This window comes from Mycolicibacterium obuense (genome assembly GCF_055397605.1).
Genome location: NZ_AP043663.1, coordinates 166,842 through 184,315 on the forward strand (window position 1 = coordinate 166,842; position 17,474 = coordinate 184,315).

At 70.1% G+C, this 17,474-nt stretch carries 18 protein-coding genes; 11 read left to right on the forward strand and 7 right to left on the reverse strand.

The window, feature by feature from the left end:
* Positions 1-2 precede the first annotated feature (2 nt).
* The 4 genes from ACZ50N_RS00875 to ACZ50N_RS00890 form a co-directional block, all read right to left on the reverse strand.
* Positions 3-1,250: an HNH endonuclease signature motif containing protein gene (locus tag ACZ50N_RS00875; protein WP_464474362.1), complete on the reverse strand. Its 1,248-nt coding sequence runs from the start codon at positions 1,248-1,250 to the stop codon at positions 3-5.
* Between the two features lie 79 nt (positions 1,251-1,329).
* Positions 1,330-1,635, reverse strand: coding sequence for a hypothetical protein (locus ACZ50N_RS00880; RefSeq protein ID WP_464474363.1), 306 nt, complete (start codon positions 1,633-1,635; stop codon positions 1,330-1,332).
* Positions 1,636-1,691: 56 nt separating this feature from the next.
* Positions 1,692-2,915, reverse strand: coding sequence for a lipase family alpha/beta hydrolase (locus tag ACZ50N_RS00885; protein ID WP_464474364.1), 1,224 nt, complete (start codon positions 2,913-2,915; stop codon positions 1,692-1,694).
* Positions 2,916-2,984: 69 nt separating this feature from the next.
* Complete coding sequence (locus tag ACZ50N_RS00890) at positions 2,985-3,284, reverse strand: thiamine-binding protein (protein WP_133412799.1); 300 nt, start codon at positions 3,282-3,284, stop codon at positions 2,985-2,987.
* A 184-nt stretch (positions 3,285-3,468) separates the two neighbouring features.
* On the opposite strand from ACZ50N_RS00890, the gene ACZ50N_RS00895 reads away from it, so the two are divergent.
* Genes ACZ50N_RS00895 through ACZ50N_RS00920 form a run of 6 tightly spaced genes read left to right on the forward strand, consistent with a single transcriptional unit; the run spans position 3,469 to position 8,642 of the window.
* The gene (locus tag ACZ50N_RS00895; protein WP_048424955.1) at positions 3,469-4,488 is read left to right on the forward strand and encodes a L,D-transpeptidase; all 1,020 of its coding nucleotides are present in this window, start codon (positions 3,469-3,471) and stop codon (positions 4,486-4,488) included.
* Between the two features lie 36 nt (positions 4,489-4,524).
* Complete coding sequence (locus ACZ50N_RS00900) at positions 4,525-5,490, forward strand: DUF4129 domain-containing protein (RefSeq protein WP_464474365.1); 966 nt, start codon at positions 4,525-4,527, stop codon at positions 5,488-5,490.
* Entirely contained in the window at positions 5,487-5,969 is a 483-nt protein-coding gene (locus ACZ50N_RS00905) for a hypothetical protein (protein WP_464469416.1), read from the forward strand. The genes ACZ50N_RS00900 and ACZ50N_RS00905 overlap by 4 nt, the downstream gene beginning before the upstream one ends.
* Positions 5,966-6,931 carry an AAA family ATPase gene (locus ACZ50N_RS00910; protein WP_046366743.1) on the forward strand — a complete coding sequence of 322 codons (966 nt, stop codon included), beginning with the start codon at positions 5,966-5,968 and terminating at the stop codon, positions 6,929-6,931. The genes ACZ50N_RS00905 and ACZ50N_RS00910 overlap by 4 nt, the downstream gene beginning before the upstream one ends.
* Positions 6,928-8,160 (forward strand): DUF58 domain-containing protein, encoded by a 1,233-nt coding sequence (locus tag ACZ50N_RS00915; protein ID WP_464474366.1) that lies wholly within the window; start codon positions 6,928-6,930, stop codon positions 8,158-8,160. The genes ACZ50N_RS00910 and ACZ50N_RS00915 overlap by 4 nt, the downstream gene beginning before the upstream one ends.
* Before the next feature lie 2 nt (positions 8,161-8,162).
* Complete coding sequence (locus ACZ50N_RS00920; protein WP_464474367.1) at positions 8,163-8,642, forward strand: hypothetical protein; 480 nt, start codon at positions 8,163-8,165, stop codon at positions 8,640-8,642.
* On the opposite strand, the gene ACZ50N_RS00925 is transcribed toward ACZ50N_RS00920, so the two are convergent.
* Positions 8,584-10,557 (reverse strand): M13 family metallopeptidase, encoded by a 1,974-nt coding sequence (locus ACZ50N_RS00925; RefSeq protein ID WP_464474368.1) that lies wholly within the window; start codon positions 10,555-10,557, stop codon positions 8,584-8,586. The genes ACZ50N_RS00920 and ACZ50N_RS00925 overlap by 59 nt on opposite strands.
* Positions 10,558-10,597: 40 nt before the next feature.
* On the opposite strand from ACZ50N_RS00925, the gene ACZ50N_RS00930 reads away from it, so the two are divergent.
* The gene (locus ACZ50N_RS00930; RefSeq protein ID WP_133412804.1) at positions 10,598-11,194 is read left to right on the forward strand and encodes an Rv1363c family protein; all 597 of its coding nucleotides are present in this window, start codon (positions 10,598-10,600) and stop codon (positions 11,192-11,194) included.
* Positions 11,191-11,880, forward strand: coding sequence for a hypothetical protein (locus ACZ50N_RS00935; protein ID WP_046366708.1), 690 nt, complete (start codon positions 11,191-11,193; stop codon positions 11,878-11,880). The genes ACZ50N_RS00930 and ACZ50N_RS00935 overlap by 4 nt, the downstream gene beginning before the upstream one ends.
* Before the next feature lie 82 nt (positions 11,881-11,962).
* On the opposite strand, the gene ACZ50N_RS00940 is transcribed toward ACZ50N_RS00935, so the two are convergent.
* Both ACZ50N_RS00940 and ACZ50N_RS00945 read right to left on the reverse strand, forming a co-directional pair.
* Positions 11,963-12,463 carry an XRE family transcriptional regulator gene (locus tag ACZ50N_RS00940; RefSeq protein ID WP_464474369.1) on the reverse strand — a complete coding sequence of 167 codons (501 nt, stop codon included), beginning with the start codon at positions 12,461-12,463 and terminating at the stop codon, positions 11,963-11,965.
* Complete coding sequence (locus ACZ50N_RS00945) at positions 12,460-15,384, reverse strand: MMPL family transporter (RefSeq protein ID WP_464474370.1); 2,925 nt, start codon at positions 15,382-15,384, stop codon at positions 12,460-12,462. Before ACZ50N_RS00945 ends, ACZ50N_RS00940 begins: the two co-directional genes overlap by 4 nt.
* A gap of 291 nt (positions 15,385-15,675) precedes the next feature.
* Here ACZ50N_RS00945 and ACZ50N_RS00950 point away from each other — a divergent pair, with 291 nt between their 5' ends.
* The 3 genes from ACZ50N_RS00950 to ACZ50N_RS00960 all read left to right on the forward strand — a co-directional run bounded on the left by ACZ50N_RS00950 (position 15,676) and on the right by ACZ50N_RS00960 (position 17,466).
* A complete protein-coding gene (locus ACZ50N_RS00950) occupies positions 15,676-16,188 on the forward strand; it encodes a hemophore (RefSeq protein ID WP_464469421.1) in 513 nt (170 codons plus the stop codon).
* A gap of 136 nt (positions 16,189-16,324) precedes the next feature.
* Positions 16,325-16,714, forward strand: a complete 390-nt coding sequence (locus tag ACZ50N_RS00955; protein ID WP_046366567.1) for a heme-binding protein — start codon at positions 16,325-16,327, stop codon at positions 16,712-16,714.
* Positions 16,715-16,719: 5 nt separating this feature from the next.
* A complete protein-coding gene (locus tag ACZ50N_RS00960; protein WP_046366566.1) occupies positions 16,720-17,466 on the forward strand; it encodes a response regulator transcription factor in 747 nt (248 codons plus the stop codon).
* The last annotated feature ends 8 nt before the right edge of the window (positions 17,467-17,474 follow it).

Below are 17,474 nucleotides of genomic sequence, written 5' to 3' on the forward strand. Positions count from 1 at the left end.
ACCTAGGCGGGCGGTTCGTAGGGCTGGTACCACCACCAGTTCGCGCGTTCCCCGGTCGGGCCGGGGCATGGTGCGACATCGGGCGGGGGTTGGGTGGGTGGTCGGGCCAACGAGGCTGAGGTCAGGACGCGGCCGGCGGCGTCGGTGACGACGAGCTGGTCGGCGGGGCCGGTGATCGTGATCAGGCCCCGGTGGTGGGCCCGATGGTGATACGGACACACCAACGCCAGGTTCCACAATTCGGTGGGGCCGCCGTCCTCCCAGTGCACCAGGTGATGGGCGTGCAGTGCCCGGGTGGCCCCGCAGCCGGGGACCACACACGCCCGGTCGCGGTGCTCCAACGCCCGGCGCAGCCGCCGGTTCACCGTGCGGGTCGATCGCCCGGCCCCGAGCACCTGCCCGTCGCGGTGAAACCACACCTCGCAGGTGGCATCACAGGTCAGGTAGCGGCGATCGCTGTCGGGCAGAACGGGCCCCAAATGTAAAGCCGCCAGGCGGGTTTCGATGTCGACGTGGACCACGACGGTGGTGCGTTGTCCGTGCGGGCGGGCCGCGGCTTCGGCGTCCCACCCGGCATGCACCAGCCGCAGGAACGCCGCCGCGTTGCCGGGCATCGACGCCCGCCCGTCAGGGTCGGCGGCCTTCCATTCGGTGACGAGGGCGTCGCGGTGCGACGCCAGCGCGGCTTCGAACGCCGCGTTCTCGACGTGAGGGAGCGCGATCTGCCAGTACGTGTACTGCTCATCGCTGTGCGAGGTGATCGACACCTGCGGCCCCGGATCGATGACGGCCTCGCCGTCCTCATCCTCTGCATCGGGTTCGGGCTCCGGTTCGGGGGTGGGTTTGGGTTGCATCTTCAGCGCGGTCCGCAGCTGGGACACCGTCGCACACTGGGCCATCGTGGCGAAGTGCTCGTCAGATCCCGGCAGACCGCGCTCGGCAATCGCCCCGACCTGATCGACGGAGAACCGGCCCTCCCGCAACCCCTCGATGCAGTGCGGGAATTCGTCGAAGCGGTGCGCGATCGCGGCGATCGTCTGCGCCCGCGAGGGAGACACTCCGGCCTTCCACGCCAACCACCCCGCGGTCGACTTCGCCCCAGCAGCCGCCCACAACTCGTCGCGGTCGATCTCGGCAGCGATCTCCACGATCCGTGCGTCGATCGCGTTGCGCTGCCCGGTCAGCTCCGCCAACTCCTCATGCAGCACCGAGAGCCGCTCGTCGATGGCGAGGGAACTGACCGGGGGCATGACCCCAATCTCCCACTCACAACCGACAATTCAGCCCGACAAACCATCAACCTGTGGATGAAAACGGCTCTGGGGACAACTAGGCCGGCGGCACGTCCTCCGGCCGTTCGGCGGGCAGGTCAGCGGCGCGGCGGCGCAGTCTGCGGTGTTCGGCGTACAGCCAGCCGACGCCGGCGATCAGCCCGACCACTGCGATCACCACCCCGATCACGGCCGGACCGCTCTGTCCGACGGCGAAACCGCACAGAGAAAGGGCAAAGGCGATCAAACCCACCGCGATCATCGTGTGACCCGGCCAATTGGCCGCGTCCTTGAGGGTTTCGCCGGCCACCGGACCCAACGGCGCGGCCCGGTCGGGCGATGCGTGCTTGTCGTGTGTGTCCATAGTCGTGAGTCGTTGTCCGACAGGTCAATCCGAACGTCGTGCCGCTGTGGTTCCGGTCACTTACGAGAAAGCCACTGGTGAAGACGGTCATAGATCGCCGGATGGTTGAGCAGATCGAAGTGGTGCAGACCGGTCAGGACCAGTCCGGCGTCGTCGGCGAACGGCAGCCGGCGCGTGCGCCCACGGCCTGAGGCACTGGCCGGTCGCACCAGGTGATCGCCCACGACCATGCCGAGCGCTGTCGGCGCCGCCGACGTCGCGACGAAGTGGTAGTGGGCGTGGGGGAGGAACGGTACTTCTCGGCAGCGGTCCCGCAAGAACTCGTCGGGATCCGCCTCGCCCCAGTCGTCGTCGAGGACGGCACCGAAACGCAGGTCCTTGATGCCGTCGCTGCGCAGATTCAGCAGCTCGGCGATGGCCCGGGTCTCGCGCAGCCGGATCATCAGCCAGCTGGCCGCGTTGACGGTTTTCTCCAGGTCGGCGCCCATGTGCGGGGAGCCCAGACACACCACCTGGCGGGTGGCGCGGCACCACCGGCGGTTGCGCTCGTTGGCGTAGTGGCATGCGGAGCGGGCCACCAGTCCGCCCATCGAATGGCCGATCAGCGCGATGCGGCTGACCGGAACCGGCCAGATCTCCAGCAGGCGGGTCAGCAGGTCGTCGAGCGCGCGACCGTTGGTGGAGATGTGCTGACCGGTGTTGTAGCGGATCTCGATCGGCGTGTAGCCCAGATCCTCGTGCAGACGCTCGCCGTACCAGGTCGGCGGGGCGCCGGTCGACGGTCGCGGCGGACGGTGCCACGACGACTCCGTCTGGCAGAGCCCGTGCACGAACACGGCGAGTTTGTCGGTGGGTTCTCCGAATGCTGCGGTGATCGCGCCGGGAGTGAGCGCCACCGCGCGACCGCCTGCCCGGATCGCCATCGGCGCAGCGAGCTTGTTGCCGCGCTCGGCGAGCTCGTCGCCGTAGATGCCGTTGAGCGCGGCGATGGCTTCGGCGACACCGCGCCGCTCGTCGAGCGGCGGATCGTCGTCGAACGCCAGCCCCGCCGCTGCGAACTCGGCGACCTTCGGCGGCACCCGCGCACCGGTCACGTCGAGCGCGTCGTAGACCGCACCCGCGATCGCGTCGTGCACGATCTCCACCGGCCGCGCCGCCGGCCCGATCGAGGAGAACACGCGGCCGGCGATGCCCGTGTGCATGCCGCGGACCAGGCCGTTCAGGACAGTCAGGCCCTCTGCGGCCACCTCGCCGAGGGACTGCATGTCCGTCGTGCGCACGCTGGTACCCCCTTCGGTGAACAGTTGTACTTACTCAAGGGTAAGGTTCGTCCGCCGGCGAGGCAATCTCTAGTCGCGAAGGGCGTCCTCGATGCGCGCCACCTTGGCGGTGAGCTGGCCGGTGTGGCCCGGCCGGATATCGGCCTTGAGGACGAGGCTGACGCGCGGGGACACGGCGGCGACGGCATCGACGGCGCGTTTGACCACGGCCATCACCTCGTCCCACTCGCCTTCGATGTTGGTGAACATGGCGTTGGTCTCGTTGGGCAGGCCCGAGGCGCGCACCACCCGAACCGCCTCGGCGACGGCGTCGCCGACCCCACCCGCGTCATCTCCTGCCAACGGACTGATGCTGAACGCGACGATCATCGTGCGAGCCTACGGCGCCGGCGGGGCCCTGACCCGTAACGCCCGACGCCACAGTAACGATCATCAGTGCAGGTCAGGGCTACCACAATGGCGGCTGCCCGGGGTACGTCAGCCCGCTGGCCAGGAGATTCGCTCTCCGCGCTGTGCCACACTGGACGCAGTCGCGGGACTTGGAGGTACTTGCATGCGGCAGGCAAACAGGAGTCGGTTCATCGCCGTGTTGTCGGTGATGACCGTGGTCGTCGGCATGGTGCTCAGCGCGCCGTCGGCACTCGCCCAGCCCGACGTGGCCTCGCCGCCCGCCCCCGCGGACCCGTTCGCGCCGCCGCCCGCGCCGAACCCGCTGGCCTTCCCGAACCCGTTCGCGCCGCCCGCCCCGACGCCCGCTGTGGCGCCCACGGCTGCCGACCCGTTCGCCGTCATCCCGGGCGAGCCGATGGCCATCCCGGAGGGCACGCCCGCCGGGCAGAACCCCACGCCGTTCGTTGGTCAGCCGCCCTTCGTGCCGCCGTCGTTCAACCCCACCAACGGCTCGATCGCCGGCGCGGCCAAGCCGATCTACATCAACTTCGCGCGGCCCATCGCCAACCGGCAGATGGCGCAGGACGCGGTGCACATCTCGTCAGTCCCGCCGGTACCCGGCCGCTTCTACTGGACCAGCGACACCCAGCTGCGCTGGCGCCCGCAGGACTTCTGGCCGGCCGGCACCGTCGTCAACATCGACGCCGCGGGCACCAAGTCCAGCTTCACGGTGCCCGAGCAGCTGGTCGCTACCGTCGATGACTCGACGCACACGATGACGATCGTGCGTAACGGCAAGGTGGAGAAGACGTTCCCGGTGTCGATGGGTAAGCCCGACGGCAAGCACGAGACCAAGAACGGCACCTACTACGTGCTGGAGAAGTTCGCCGATATCGTGATGGACTCGTCCACCTACGGCGTGCCGGTCGATTCTGCCGAGGGCTACAAACTCAAGGTGCAGGACGCGGTGCGCATCGACAACAGCGGCATCTTCGTCCACAGCGCGCCGTGGTCGGTCGGCGATCAGGGCAAACGCAACGTCAGCCACGGCTGTATCAACCTCAGCCCCGCCAATGCGCAATGGTTCTACGACAACTTCGGCAGCGGCGATCCCGTCGTGGTGAAGAACTCGACAGGCCTCTACAACCAGCCCGACGGGGCGTCGGACTGGCAGATGTTCTGAGTTAGTCACCGTTCTACGGCCACCCGCCGTGCCACGATGGAGGCAGGCGAAGGGTGGGCGCGGATGCCCGGTGACGGCAAGGCGGTGGTCCGCACCGTCGGGGTGCTCCTGCTGACTCTCGCCGCCATCGTCGCGTTGCGCGGAGTGCTTCCCGGTGCACCGAGTCCGAGTCCGGCGCCCGACAGCGAGCCCGACGGGCCGGGCTCCGAAGTGGCGGTCGTCGTCATGCTGATCGTCTCGCTGACGGCGCTGGCCGTGGCGGTGCTGGCGCGGTCCCGGTCGCCCCGCCCGCAGCGGGCAGAAGGCGAACCCCCGCGCCGTGACGTCGGCACGGGCGGCGCGATCTCCTGGCGCATGCTGGCGGTCGCCGTGGCCGCCCTTCTCGCCTGGCTGCTGATCGTCTCTCTCGTGATGCGGTGGGCCTCGACGATCGATCCGTCGGACCCCGGTGCCGTGTCCCCATCCGCTCCGCCGCCCGACGCGCCGGCCGCACCGGACGACGGCAGCGCCGGCCCTGGGCGCGGGACCGAGGGCAGCGCGTTCGATCTGCTGATGGGCACGGCCGTCGCACTGCTCGTGATCTCCGTCGTGGCCACGCTGACCGCGCGCCGTCGCCGCCCCGCTGCGATTCCCGCCCCTGCGGAGTCCGTGGCGTCAGTGCCGCTGCCGCCCGCTCCGGATCTGGCCCGAGCGGCCGAGCGCGGACTGGCCGAGGTCGGCGACCGCAGCCGCGATCCGCGCGAAGCGATCATCGCCTGCTACGTCGCGATGGAACAGGAACTCGAGAAATCGCCCGGGACAGTTCCGCAGGCCTCCGACACTCCGGCCGAGGTGCTCGCGCGCGCCGTCGCCCGGCGTGCTGTCCACGCCGGCAGCGCCGCGCAACTGGTCGATCTGTTCGAGGAGGCACGCTTCAGCCCCCACGTGATGAACGAGGGCCACCGGGACGACGCAGTGCGCGCGCTGCAGGTGGTGCAACGCGAATTGCAGGGCGCCTCATGACGCGGATCGTCGCGGCGACGGTTGCGGTGCTGCTCGCGGTGGAGGTCTGCGCGTTCGCCCTCGCCGACCGCGCGCTGGTGGTCACCATCACCGGCACCGCGTTGGCGGCCGCGCTGCTGTGGATCCGTTCGAATCTGGTCCGGCATGCCGATGCCGTATCCGACACCCCCGTCGACGCTGCCGCGAACTCGTTGCAGCGTTGGCATTCTCGCACCGAGACGCTGATCTCGTGGGCCGACTCCACGCGGGCGGACTGGGACCGCCGGCTGCGCCCCATGCTGGCGCGCCAGTTCGAGCTCGCGGTGGGCGCGCGCACCCGCAAGGATCCGGACAGCGTCGACGCGACCGGCCGGATGCTGTTCGGCGAGCGGCTCTGGCCGTGGGTGGACCCGGACAACATCTCGCGCACGGGCGCCACCGAACCCGGCCCCGGCCGCGACGTGCTCGACGAAATCCTCCAGCGGCTGGCCCGGCTGTGACCGCGCCGTTGGCCTCGACCACCGCCGCGTGCGAGGCGGTGCTCGACGAGATCGGCCGCGCGGTCGTCGGCAAGCGCGAGGCCCTCACGCTGATCCTCATCACGGTGCTCGCCCGCGGACACGTGCTCGTCGAGGACCTGCCAGGTCTGGGAAAGACGTTGATCGCCAAGTCTTTTGCCGCCGCGCTCGGGCTGCGCTTCACCCGTGTCCAGTTCACTCCGGACCTGCTGCCCGCCGATCTGCTTGGCTCGACCATCTACGACATGCAATCGGGCCGTTTCGAGTTCCGCGGCGGGCCCGTCTTCACCAACCTGCTGCTGGGCGACGAGATCAACCGGACCCCGCCCAAGACACAGGCAGCGTTGTTGGAGGCGATGGCCGAACGGCAGGTCAGCATCGACGGAGTGACCCACCGGTTGCCTGAACCGTTCCTGGTGCTGGCCACCGACAACCCCATCGAATACGAGGGCACCTACCCGCTGCCCGAAGCCCAGCTGGATCGCTTCGCCCTGCGGCTGGAGCTGAAATACCTGTCCGCAGAGGACGAGACGACGATGCTCCGGCGGCGGTTGCAGCGCGGCTCGGCACCGCCCGAGGTGACCGAGGTGGTCTCCGCGCAGGAACTGCTCGCGATGCAAGAGTCGGTGGAACTGGTCACGGTGCACGACGATGTGCTCACCTACGTCGTCGCACTGGCCACGGCGAGCCGCCACCACCCGCAGGTCGCCGTCGGCGCCAGCCCCCGCGCGGAGCTGGATCTGGTGCAACTGGCCCGCGCCCGCGCCGTGCTCCAGGGGCGTGACTTCGTGGTCCCCGAGGACGTCAAGGCGCTGGCCGTGCCGGTGATGGCACACCGCATCAGCCTGCGGCCCGAGATGTGGGTGCGCAAGGTCGCGGGCGCCGACGTCGTCGACGACCTGCTGCGCCGCACTCCGGTCCCGCGCGCCAGGGGAACCTCGTGACCGATGTCGAGTTGCATTGGCGCGCATCGCCATTGACGCGTGCGATGGCGACGTGCGCGGCCGTGGCGTCGGGCGCCGCGGTGCTCACCGGCCGCTGGGAGCTGATCGCCTTCGCCGCACCCGTGATCGCGGTGCTCTGTTCGCTGGGTTGGCAGCGACCCCTTCCCAGGGTGTCGGTGAGCGGGACTCCGCCGCAGCAGCGCTGCTTCGAAGGGGAGCGTCTGCAGGTCACGGTCGCCGCTCACGCCGACGACGGCAGCACCGTCGCCGTGGTGGCCGGCGCCCCGGCCGGGATGACAGTCGACGGCGTCGAGGACGGCCAGGCGCCCGCCGGGTCGGTCCGGGTGGCGGTGAAGGCGGCGCGATGGGGCCGCTACCCCGTCGACGCGACCGTGCGCGCCCTCGGCCGGGGCGGGCTGCTCGAAGGCATCGGCACCGCTCCCGCCGCGCAGGTCTTCGTCTTCCCCGTCGCGCCGCCCCAGTCGACCGCACTGCCACGCACCGAACTGCTGGACCGGCTCGGCACCCACCTCACCCGGCGCATCGGCCCCGGCGTCGAATACGCCGACATCCGGCCCTACGTGCCCGGCGACCAGCTCCGCACCGTCAACTGGCCCGTCAGCGCGCGCCGGGGCGCCCTGCACATCACCGAGCGGCTGACCGATCGGGCCGCCGATGTGGTGGTGCTCTTCGACACCTATCCGCAGCCGCCGGGGCCGGCCACCGTCGCCACCGAGCGGACCGCGCGCGGCGCAGCGCAGGTGGTGCAGAGCGCGCTGCGCTACGGCGACCGGGCCGGGCTCGTCGCGCTGGGCGGCCGCACCACCCGCTGGTTGGGTGCCGACATCGGCGCTCGGCAGTTCTACCGCATCCTCGACACGATGCTGGGTGCCACCGACAGCAGCTATGAGTCGGGCACGGGCACCCTCGCGCCGCGTCCCGCCCTGCCGGTCGGCGCGATCGTCGTCGCGTTCTCCACGATGCTGGACACGGAGTTCGCGCTGGCGCTGATCGACCTGCGTCGACGGGGGCATGCCGTGGTGGCGGTGGACGTGCTGCAGGGTTGTCCCGTCGAGGGTGACCTCGATCCGCTCATCGATCGGGTGTGGGGGATGCAGCGCTCGTTCATGTACCGCGACATGGCGACGGTCGGGGTCGACATCGTGGCGTGGCCCGACGAGGCGACCCTCGACCAGGCGATGGCGCTGCTACCCGAGCGTCGGCGGTGAGCATGGCGAAAGTGTTGCTGCCGTTGGCTTTCGCCGCGGTGATGATCGGGGCCGCGGTCGGTGACGGGGCGGGGCCACCGTTGATCGCGGCCGGGGCGGCCGCCGTCGCCGTCGGTGTGGCGATCTGGTGGCGGCCCGCAGCCACGGTCGCGGTGGCCGCGACGATCCTGACGGTCGTGCTGGCCGGGACCCCGCCGCTGGCGGCGGCACTGTCCGGTCTCGCGGCCACCGCCTACCTGGTCACCCGGCACGACGCGGCGACCGTGCCGACGATGACGAGCGCCGTCGTCTTCGCCACCGCCGCCGCCCTCGTCATCGCGGTGCCCGTCGAGCTGCCGTGGCTGCCACTGGCAGCGCCGCTCGTGCTCCTCACGGGGTTCCTGCTGGCGCTCAAGCCCTTCTTGCGCGCAGGCCCGTTCCCCGCTAGTTCCAGATCCGGACGCGCCGTTCGGGTTCCAGGTACAGTTCGTCGTTCTCACTGACATCGAACGCCTCGTAGAAGGCGTCCATGTTGCGCACCACGCCGTTGCAGCGGAACTCCGGCGGAGAGTGCGGATCGATGGCCAGCCGCCGAATGGCCTCGGCCTCACGGGCTTTGGTGCGCCACACCTGCGCCCAGCCGAAGAACACCCGCTGCTCGCCGGTCAGTCCGTCGATCACCGGCGCCGGCTTGTCTCCCAGCGACAGCCGGTAGGCCAGCAGCGCGATCGAGAGTCCGCCCAGATCGCCGATGTTCTCGCCCACGGTGAAGGCGCCGTTCACATGATGCGACGGCTCGAGCCCACGCGGGGTGAACGTTTCGTACTGCTCGATCAACGCCGTTGTGCGGGCGCCGAATTCACTGCGGTCCTCGTCGGTCCACCAGTCCACCAGGTTGCCGTCGCCGTCGTACTTGGCGCCCTGATCGTCGAAGCCGTGCCCGATTTCGTGCCCGATCACCGCGCCGATGCCGCCGTAGTTGGCGGCGTCGTCGGCCTCGGCGTCGAAGAACGGCGGCTGCAGGATCGCGGCGGGGAAGACGATCTCGTTCATGCCGGGGTTGTAGTACGCGTTGACGGTCTGCGGCGTCATGAACCACTCGTCGCGATCCACCGGGCCGCCGAGCTTGGCCAGGTCGCGGTCGTACTCCAGCGTGTACCCGCGACGGTAGTTGCCGTACAGGTCGTCGCGGGCGATCACCAGCGACGAGTAATCCCGCCACTTCGCCGGGTAGCCGATCTTCGGGGTGAACTTGTCGAGCTTGGCCAGCGCCTTCTCCCGCGTCTGCGGGGTCATCCACTCCAGCGTGTTGATCGACACCCGGTACGCCTCACGCAGATTGGCCACCAGCTCGTCCATGCGCGCCTTGGCCTGCGGCGGAAAGTACCGCTCGACATAGAGCCGGCCCAGCGCGTCGCCCATCAGTGACTCGACCACCGACACGCCGCGCTTCCAGCGGTCGCGGATCTGCTCGGTGCCCGAGAGCAGCCGGCCGTAGAACGCGAAGTCCTCGGCGACGAGCTCGTCGGTCAGCAGCGATGCGCGGGCGTGGATCAGCCGCCAGCGCAGCCACGCCTTCCAGGACTCCAGACTCTCGCCCTCCCACAGCGCGGCGAACGCCGTCAGGTAATCGGGTTGGCGCACAACCACTTCGGTCGGCGTCGTGCCCAGCGCAGCCAGCCAGCCCGCCCAGTCGAAGCCGGGCGCCTCATCGGCCACCTCGGCCAGCGTGCGCAGGTTGTAGGTCAGATCCGCGTCGCGGCGCTTGACCACATCCCAGTGCGCGGCCGCGAGCTTGGTCTCCAGCGCGACGATCGCCGATGCGCTGTCGTTGTGGTCCCCGCCGTAAACGAGGGCGAACATCGCGGCGATGTGCCGGGGGTAGGCGGCCAGGATCTCGGCGTGCTGCTCGTCGCGGTAGTACGACTCGTCCGGCAGTCCGATCCCGGACTGCGTCATGTGCAGCAGGTAGCGGGTCGAGTCCTTGGAGTCGGTGTCGACGTACACACCGGTGCCGCCGCCGACGCCGGTGCGCTGCAGCTCACCGAGCAGCCGGGCGAGCGCCTGCGGGCTGTCCGCCGCGTCGACGAGGGCCAGCTCCTCCAGCAGCGGGGCCAAGCCGCGCTCGCGGATCGTCTGCTCGTCCATGAAGCTCGCGTACAGGTCGCCGATGCGCTGCTGATCGGTCCCGTCCGGCGCGTGGGCCTGGGCGGCCTCGGTGATCAGATCGCGGATCTGCTCCTCGGCGCGGTCGTAGAGGGTGCGGAAGGCGCCGTCGGTGGCCCGGTCCGCCGGGATCTGATACTCGGCGAGCCAGCGGCCGTTGACGTGACCGAACAGATCGTCCTGCGGCCTCGCGTCACCGTCGACGTACCGCAGATCGATACCGGACTTGAGGGATGTCGCTTCTACCGTCACCCCGACATCCTTCCAGAACGGCCCGGGTACCCTCACCGGCATGCCCGATGACCAGCCCGAATCCCGCGAAGACGAGAGGGCGGTGCCGCACCGTACGGTGACCGGCTACGGCATCGCGTCGGCGGTGCTGGCCGTCGTCGCCGTCGCCGCGGTCGTGCTGGCGGCGATGATCTGGGCCGGCCATCACGGCGAGACCGACGAACGCGCCTACCGCACCCGGGTGCTGCAGGCCGCCGCCGACTGGACCGGCGTGCTGATCAACATGACCGCCGACACCGTCGACACCGACCTCGCCACGCTGCACGACGGCACCGTCGGCCAGCTCAACGCCGACTTCGAGCAGACCGTCGAGCCCTATCGGAAGCTGGTGCGCACCCTCAAGGCGCGCACCACGGGACAGATCAACGCCGTCGCGCTGGAGAGCGTGTACCACGCGCAGCCCGGGGCGCCGGCCGCGCCGCCGCCGGCCGAGCTGGCCGCGTTCGCCAGCCGCACCGACACGGTGCTGGTGGTCGCCACGTCGCTCAGCGAGAACGCCGGCACCGACAAGCCCCAGACCGTGCGGTGGACGCTGCGCCTGGACGTCTCCGATGTGGACGGCAAACTGCTCATCTCCCGGCTGGTGCCGATCCGATGAGGAACCTGCTGCGCGTCGCGCTCTTCGACCTGCTCGCCCCGCTCGCCGCGGTGGCCGCGCTGATCTACATCGGCATGGCGCTGGCCTGGCCGCTGTGGTGGGTGTCGGTGTGCTCGGTGCTGTGCCTGCTCGTGGTGCAGGGCGTCATCGTCAACATCGTGCTGGCCCGCCGCGACGCGGTGACCGTCGGCACCGATGACGACGGCCCGGGGCTGCGGCTGGCGGTGATCGGGACCGCGGCGGCCGCGGTGGTGGCGGCCGCGGTGATCGGCTACACGCAGTGGACGGTGCCCGACCGCACGCTGAACTCCGACAGCGTCGAGGTCACCGGCATCGCCAGCAGCGTCGCCGAAGCGTCGGCCACGTTCACCCCGCAGGACCCGACCGCCTCGATCGACCGGGCGACGCAGATGATGTCGCCGGAGAGCGCGGAGCGGTTCAAGGCCGACTTCGCGACCGTCGCCAAGGATCTGGGCGGCCGTAACGTGTCGGCGCAGGCCAGCACGGTGTCGGCGGGCGTGGAGGCGATCGGCCCGGAGGCGGCCAGTGTGGCCGTGGTGCTGCGTGGGACGCAGAGCTCGCCGGGTAAGCCGACCGACAGCGCGGTGCTCGCGTTGCGGGTGTCGCTGTCGAAGACCGACGGCCGCTGGCTGGTCGAGGACGTCTCGCCGCTGCACTCCCGCTAGAAGGCGCCAGGCCGCCAGAGGGAAGCCAGGGCTGTGACCGGCGGCCGATCACGACCCGGAACGGTATTCCGCGGCAGGGGCCTCAGTGGCGAGGGTTGCGCATCTTCGCGAAGCGCTCCGACAGCCGACCCATCCTGATCATCAGTGACGCCGGCGGGCTGACCGTGCCGCCCAGGTAGGCGGCGAAATCGGCGGGCGCCACCCCGATCCGCGAGGCGAACTCCTGCTCGCCCAGACCGGAGCGCTCCAGCAGCAGCCGCACGTGGCGGCCCACCTCGGCGCATTCGTTGGCCTCGAGATGCTCCCGGGTGCGGACCAGCACCTCCGACATGGCCTTCGACACCCCGTACGGCTCAGCGGTCTCGAGCACCTCTTCGACCTGGCGGGCGGTGCGGCCGAAGGGATCGCGCTTGATGGCCACCACGATGCGCTGCCACACCGCGAGGTCGTCGCGTTCGAGCGCGGCCCGGATGGCGGCCGTCGGCCAGAACTCGACCGGCCGATCGTCGGGATGCGAGCTGCGGGCCGGGCCGGGAGCCGACCCGGAAACCTCCGACGAACGGCGGTCCGACGACACAGTCACCTCGCCTCCTCCAACATGGCCACCGCCACCGACAGGCACCGCTGCCTCACTCCGGCCCACTCGGCCTCCGCGTCGGGCCCCGACACTGCGACATCAGGCCCGTCGGAAGGCCGGGGATCGGCCAGGCGGCGCACCAGCTGGGTGGCCACCCACTGCTCGCGCGCCGGTTGACCAGAGTAGTACCGGTCCATGCCGGTCAGCACTTCCGCCGCGGTCTGCGTGTCCATCGAGGCGACGAGCTCGGCGAACTCGGAGAAGTCGCGGGAGCTGTTGCGCTCCATGATCAGGTAACTCGTGAGCCGCAGCGTCTCGGCGCCGGTGGGGATCTGCAACCGGTCACCGGTGGGCAGCAGCACGTTCGTGGTCTCCAGCGGACTGGTGCGTTCCAACGGCGTGCGGCCCGCATGCATGTCGGCGCTCATCGACCGCTCGACCGCCAGCGCGTCGAGCGCGACGTCGAGGCGACCCCGCCACATCGTGACCGGATGCTTGGGCAGCTTCACCGCGACGGTCTTGCCGTGCGCCCGGTTGCTGACCGCCGCCGACACCCGGCCCTCCGTCTTCAACCGGCCCGGCACCAACTTCCCGCAGGGCCGGCAACCGCTGAACGCCAGCGGGTCGGCAACGGTGATCGCCTGCGGCACAAGAGTTTTGAGCTTCGCCGCGGATTTGACGACGGTGCGTAGGTCCGCCCCCGACGGCGCCAGCGCCGAGATGTCGTCGGGAATGATGATCAGATCGCCGATGTCGGCCTTCGGGAGCGGCTTCTCGAAGTCCACCGACGGCAGCACCCGGTCCAGCCAGCGCGGCAACCACCAGTTCCACTCGTCGAACATCGCCATCAGCGCAGGCACCAGGACCAGGCGCACCACCGTCGCGTCCACCGCGATCGCGACCGCGCAGGCCACGCCGAGCTGGGCCACCAGCGGCATGCCGGCGAACGCGAAGCCGATGAACACCGCGATCATGATCAGCGCGGCGCTGGTGATGGTGCGGGCACTCGTCGACACCCCGTAGGCGACGGCGTCGCGGGTGTTACCGGTCTGTAGGAACCGCTCCCGAATCCGGGTGAGCAGAAAGATCTCGTAGTCCATCGACAGCCCGAAGGTCAGCGCGAGCACCAGCGGCGGGATCGTGCTGTCCAGCGACGAGAGCTGCTTGAAGCCCAGGTCGGACAGCCAACCCCACTGGAACACCGCCACCAGGCTGCCGTACGCCGCGGCCACCGACAGCACGGTCATCACCACGCCCTTGAGCGCCAGGAACACCGAGCGGATCGACACCAACAGCATCACGAATGCGATCAGCGCCACGAACGCGAACACCGCCGGCTGGATCGCGGCGACCTCGTCGTCGAAGTCCTTGATCAGCGCCGTCGGCCCGCCGACGGAGATCCGCGCATTGTCGCCGGCCACCGCGGGCAGCTGTGCCCGCATCCAGTCGACCGTGTCGCGCGCCCCCATGTCCTCCGGGTCGACCGACAGCACCGCCGACAGCAGCGCGCTGCGATAGTCGGTGCCGAACACCGCGGGCGACACCGTGACGGTGTTGGGCGCCTGTGCCATCCGCTGCCGGATCGCGTCGAGCAGCGGTTGCTTCGCCGGCGCCGACGCGGCGTTGCCTTCAGGGAACGTCACCAGCACACGCACCGGGCCCAGCGCGCCGGGACCCAGCGCTTCGGCCGCGGCGTTGACCCCGCCGCGAATCTCGTGGGTCGGCTCGAACTGGCGCTGCATGCTGTTGCCGAGCTCCATCGAGAACGACGGCGCGGCCAGGGCCAACAGCAGCGCGGCCGCGCCCAGCGCCGACACCCAGGGCCGGCGCATCACCCCGCCGGTCCAGCGGGTCCAGAACTTCGACTGCGTCGCCTCGATCCCGCGGCCCCAGTGCAGATACGACGAGCGCCGCGCGGCCCGGCGGCCGAACGCGCCGAGCACCGCGGGGGTCAGGGTCGTCGACGTCAGCACCGCGACCGCGACGGCCAGGATGGCGCCGGTGGCCATCGAGCGCAGCACGGGCGTGTTGATCAGGTAGATGCCGGAGACCGACGCGATCACCGTCAGGCCCGACAGCACCACCGCCAGCCCCGAGGTCGCCATCGCGGCGTCAGCGGCGTCCTCCGGTTCGCGACCGGCGCGCAGTTCCTCGCGAAAGCGCATCAGGATGAACAGCGAGTAGTCGATGGCCACGGCGATGCCGAACATCGAGACCGTCGTGGTCACGAACACCGACATCGTGGTGTACATCGACAACCAATAGACCAGGCCCATCGTGACGGCCACGGTGCACACGCCCAGCAGCAGCGGCACCGCCGCGGCCGCGAACGATCCGAACACCGCCAGCAGCACGATGAGCACGATCGGCAGATTCCAGCGCTCCGCCTGGGCGATGTCGTGTTTGGTGGCCAGCGTCGCCGCGGCGCCGAGCGCACCCTGCCCGATGACGTAGAAGCGCACCTTGCCGTTCTCGGTCTGGCCCGGGTCGTCGCCGTCGATGCCGACCTTCTGGCGTAGCTGCTTGGCGATGTCGACTGCGCCGGTGTTCTCGAACCCGAGCTGCAACGTGATCACGTAGGGCCGGTCGGGTTGCGGGGGAGGCTGGCCCGGGTTGGGCATCACCGTGACGCTCGGGACCTCGGCGGCGATCTTCTCCAGATAGGCCACCGCGGTGTTCATGTCCGCGAAGGAGGCGTCCGGGCGGGGCGCGGCGACCAGCGCCAACGGGGAGGCGCCTTGATCGGGGAACTGGGCTTCGAGCTGGCGCTGCACGTGCAGCGACTGCGAGCCTTCGACCTCGAATCCGCCGCCCGTCAGATTGCCCGACTGGTTCATCGCCAGGTAGACCGAGGGGAGCAGAAGCAGCAGCCACACCGCGAAGACCGCCCAGCGGAATCTGCGCAGGTTGCTGCTCACCCGCATCATGAACTGCTGGATGGGACGTCCCCACTTTCTCCCCGGCCTTTCGTAGCGAAAGGGTACAGCAGGTGGTTGCGAGCGCACCTGCGCAAACGCTCCCGCCAGAGATGCCTCATGCAGCCTTAATGAGGGCCACGGCGGACCAATCGATTGGGCATCGATTGGGCACCGGGCGCCGGTGATGGCACGATGACCTCGACGAGGGCCAGTTGATGTCCGTCGGTCGGGGATCTTTGCTGTTGACCGTAGGAAGGCCGTGCGGTGTCATCGGGCACCCGCAGCCGTGAGGAGTTCGTCATGTTCGCACGCACGACATTCACCGCGCGCCGAGTGGGCGCCGCCGCCGCAGCAGTCTCCGCGCTCGGTGGCGCAGCGGTGCTGATGCTCGGCCCGACCGCGCCGGCCGGGCAGGCCGCGCCGGACCCCTGTGCCGCCAGCGAGGTCGCCAAGACCGCAGGCTCGGTGGCCACGAACACCGGCACGTATCTGGAGACCCATCCGCAGACCAACCAGGCGCTGTCGCTGATCACCAAGCAGCAGGGCGGGACGCAGGGGCTCGGCGCCTACAAGTCCTTCTTCGACGCCAACCCGCTCGTGCAGGCGGACCTCCAGCGTCTGCAGCAGCCGCTGGTCTCCCTGGCGGCCAGGTGTCAGCTGCCGGTGACGTTGCCGCAACTGCTGGGTGTGGTGCAGGCGGCATCCCCGGCGGCCGCGGCGGTGGCTCCGGTGCCGGCCCCGGCCGCCGCGAGCATGGGCGCCGGTGCCGCCGAAACGGCCCCCGCGGGCGTGCCGACGGCCCCCTTGCGCTGACATGCGATGAGGACTTTTCTCACCAACCGTTAATTGCTCGGCAGGAAAGTCGGCTACCGGTCTGCTTAGCTTCCTAGGATGGTCAGCAGACCGGCCCGACAGGAGCCGGCTCTCACCTAATGCTGAAGGAGACTTCATGTTGATCTCGGGCACCATCCTGCGCCGCGCCGTCGCCGGCGCTCTGGGCGCGGGCGCGGTCGCCGGCGCCTCGCTGTTCGCCGCGATGCCGATGGCATCGGCGCAACCGGCGCTGCCGCCGAACTGCACGGCGGCCGACTTCGCCGGCGTCGCCTCCGGCGTCTCGGCGTCGACCTCGGCCTACCTGTTCACCCACCCGCAGGTCAACGACTTCTTCTCCGGCCTGCAGGGCCTGCCGATGGACCAGTTGCGGCCCAAGGTCGTCGACTACATGAACGCCAACCCGCAGGTGAAGGACGAGATGACGGCGATCCGGCAGCCGCTGATCGACATCAAGAACCGGTGTGGCTTCTCGGAGCGTGACACCAACGGACCGCTCTTCCCGTAGGCGCCATGCGAGACAGGGTGGATGCTTCGCCCACCCGTGGGGGGGAGCTGTCCGCCCAGGACGGTGCGGGTCGGACGGTGCTGATGGTCGACGACGACCCGGATGTGCGGACCTCGGTGGCGCGAGGTCTGCGCCACTCCGGGTTCGACGTCAGGGTCGCCGCGACGGGCAAGGAAGCGCTGCGGCTGCTGTCGAGTGAGTCCCATGACGCGCTCGTGCTCGACGTTCAGATGCCCGAACTCGACGGCGTCGCGGTGGTGACGGCGTTGCGCGCTCTCGGCAACGACATCCCGATCTGCGTGCTCTCGGCGCGCGACACCGTCAATGACCGCATCGCAGGTCTGGAGGCCGGGGCGGACGACTACCTGACCAAGCCGTTCGACCTCGGAGAGTTGGTGGCGCGGCTGCATGCGCTGCTGCGCCGCGCACACCACTCCGATCCGGCGTCGGACACGATGACGGTGGGATCGCTGACCATCGACACGTCGAGGCGGCTGGTGTTCGCCGCCGGGGAGCGGGTCGAGCTGACCAAGCGAGAGTTCGATCTGCTGGCCGCGCTGGCCGAGAACGCCGGTGTGGTGCTGAGCCGGCAGCGGCTGTTGGAGCTGGTGTGGGGCTACGACTTCGACGTCGACACCAACGTCGCCGACGTGTTCGTCTCCTATCTGCGGCGCAAGCTCGAGCGCGACGGCCTGCCGCGGGTGATCCACACCGTGCGCGGCATCGGCTACGTGTTGCGGGAGGAGCCGTGAGGCCCAGC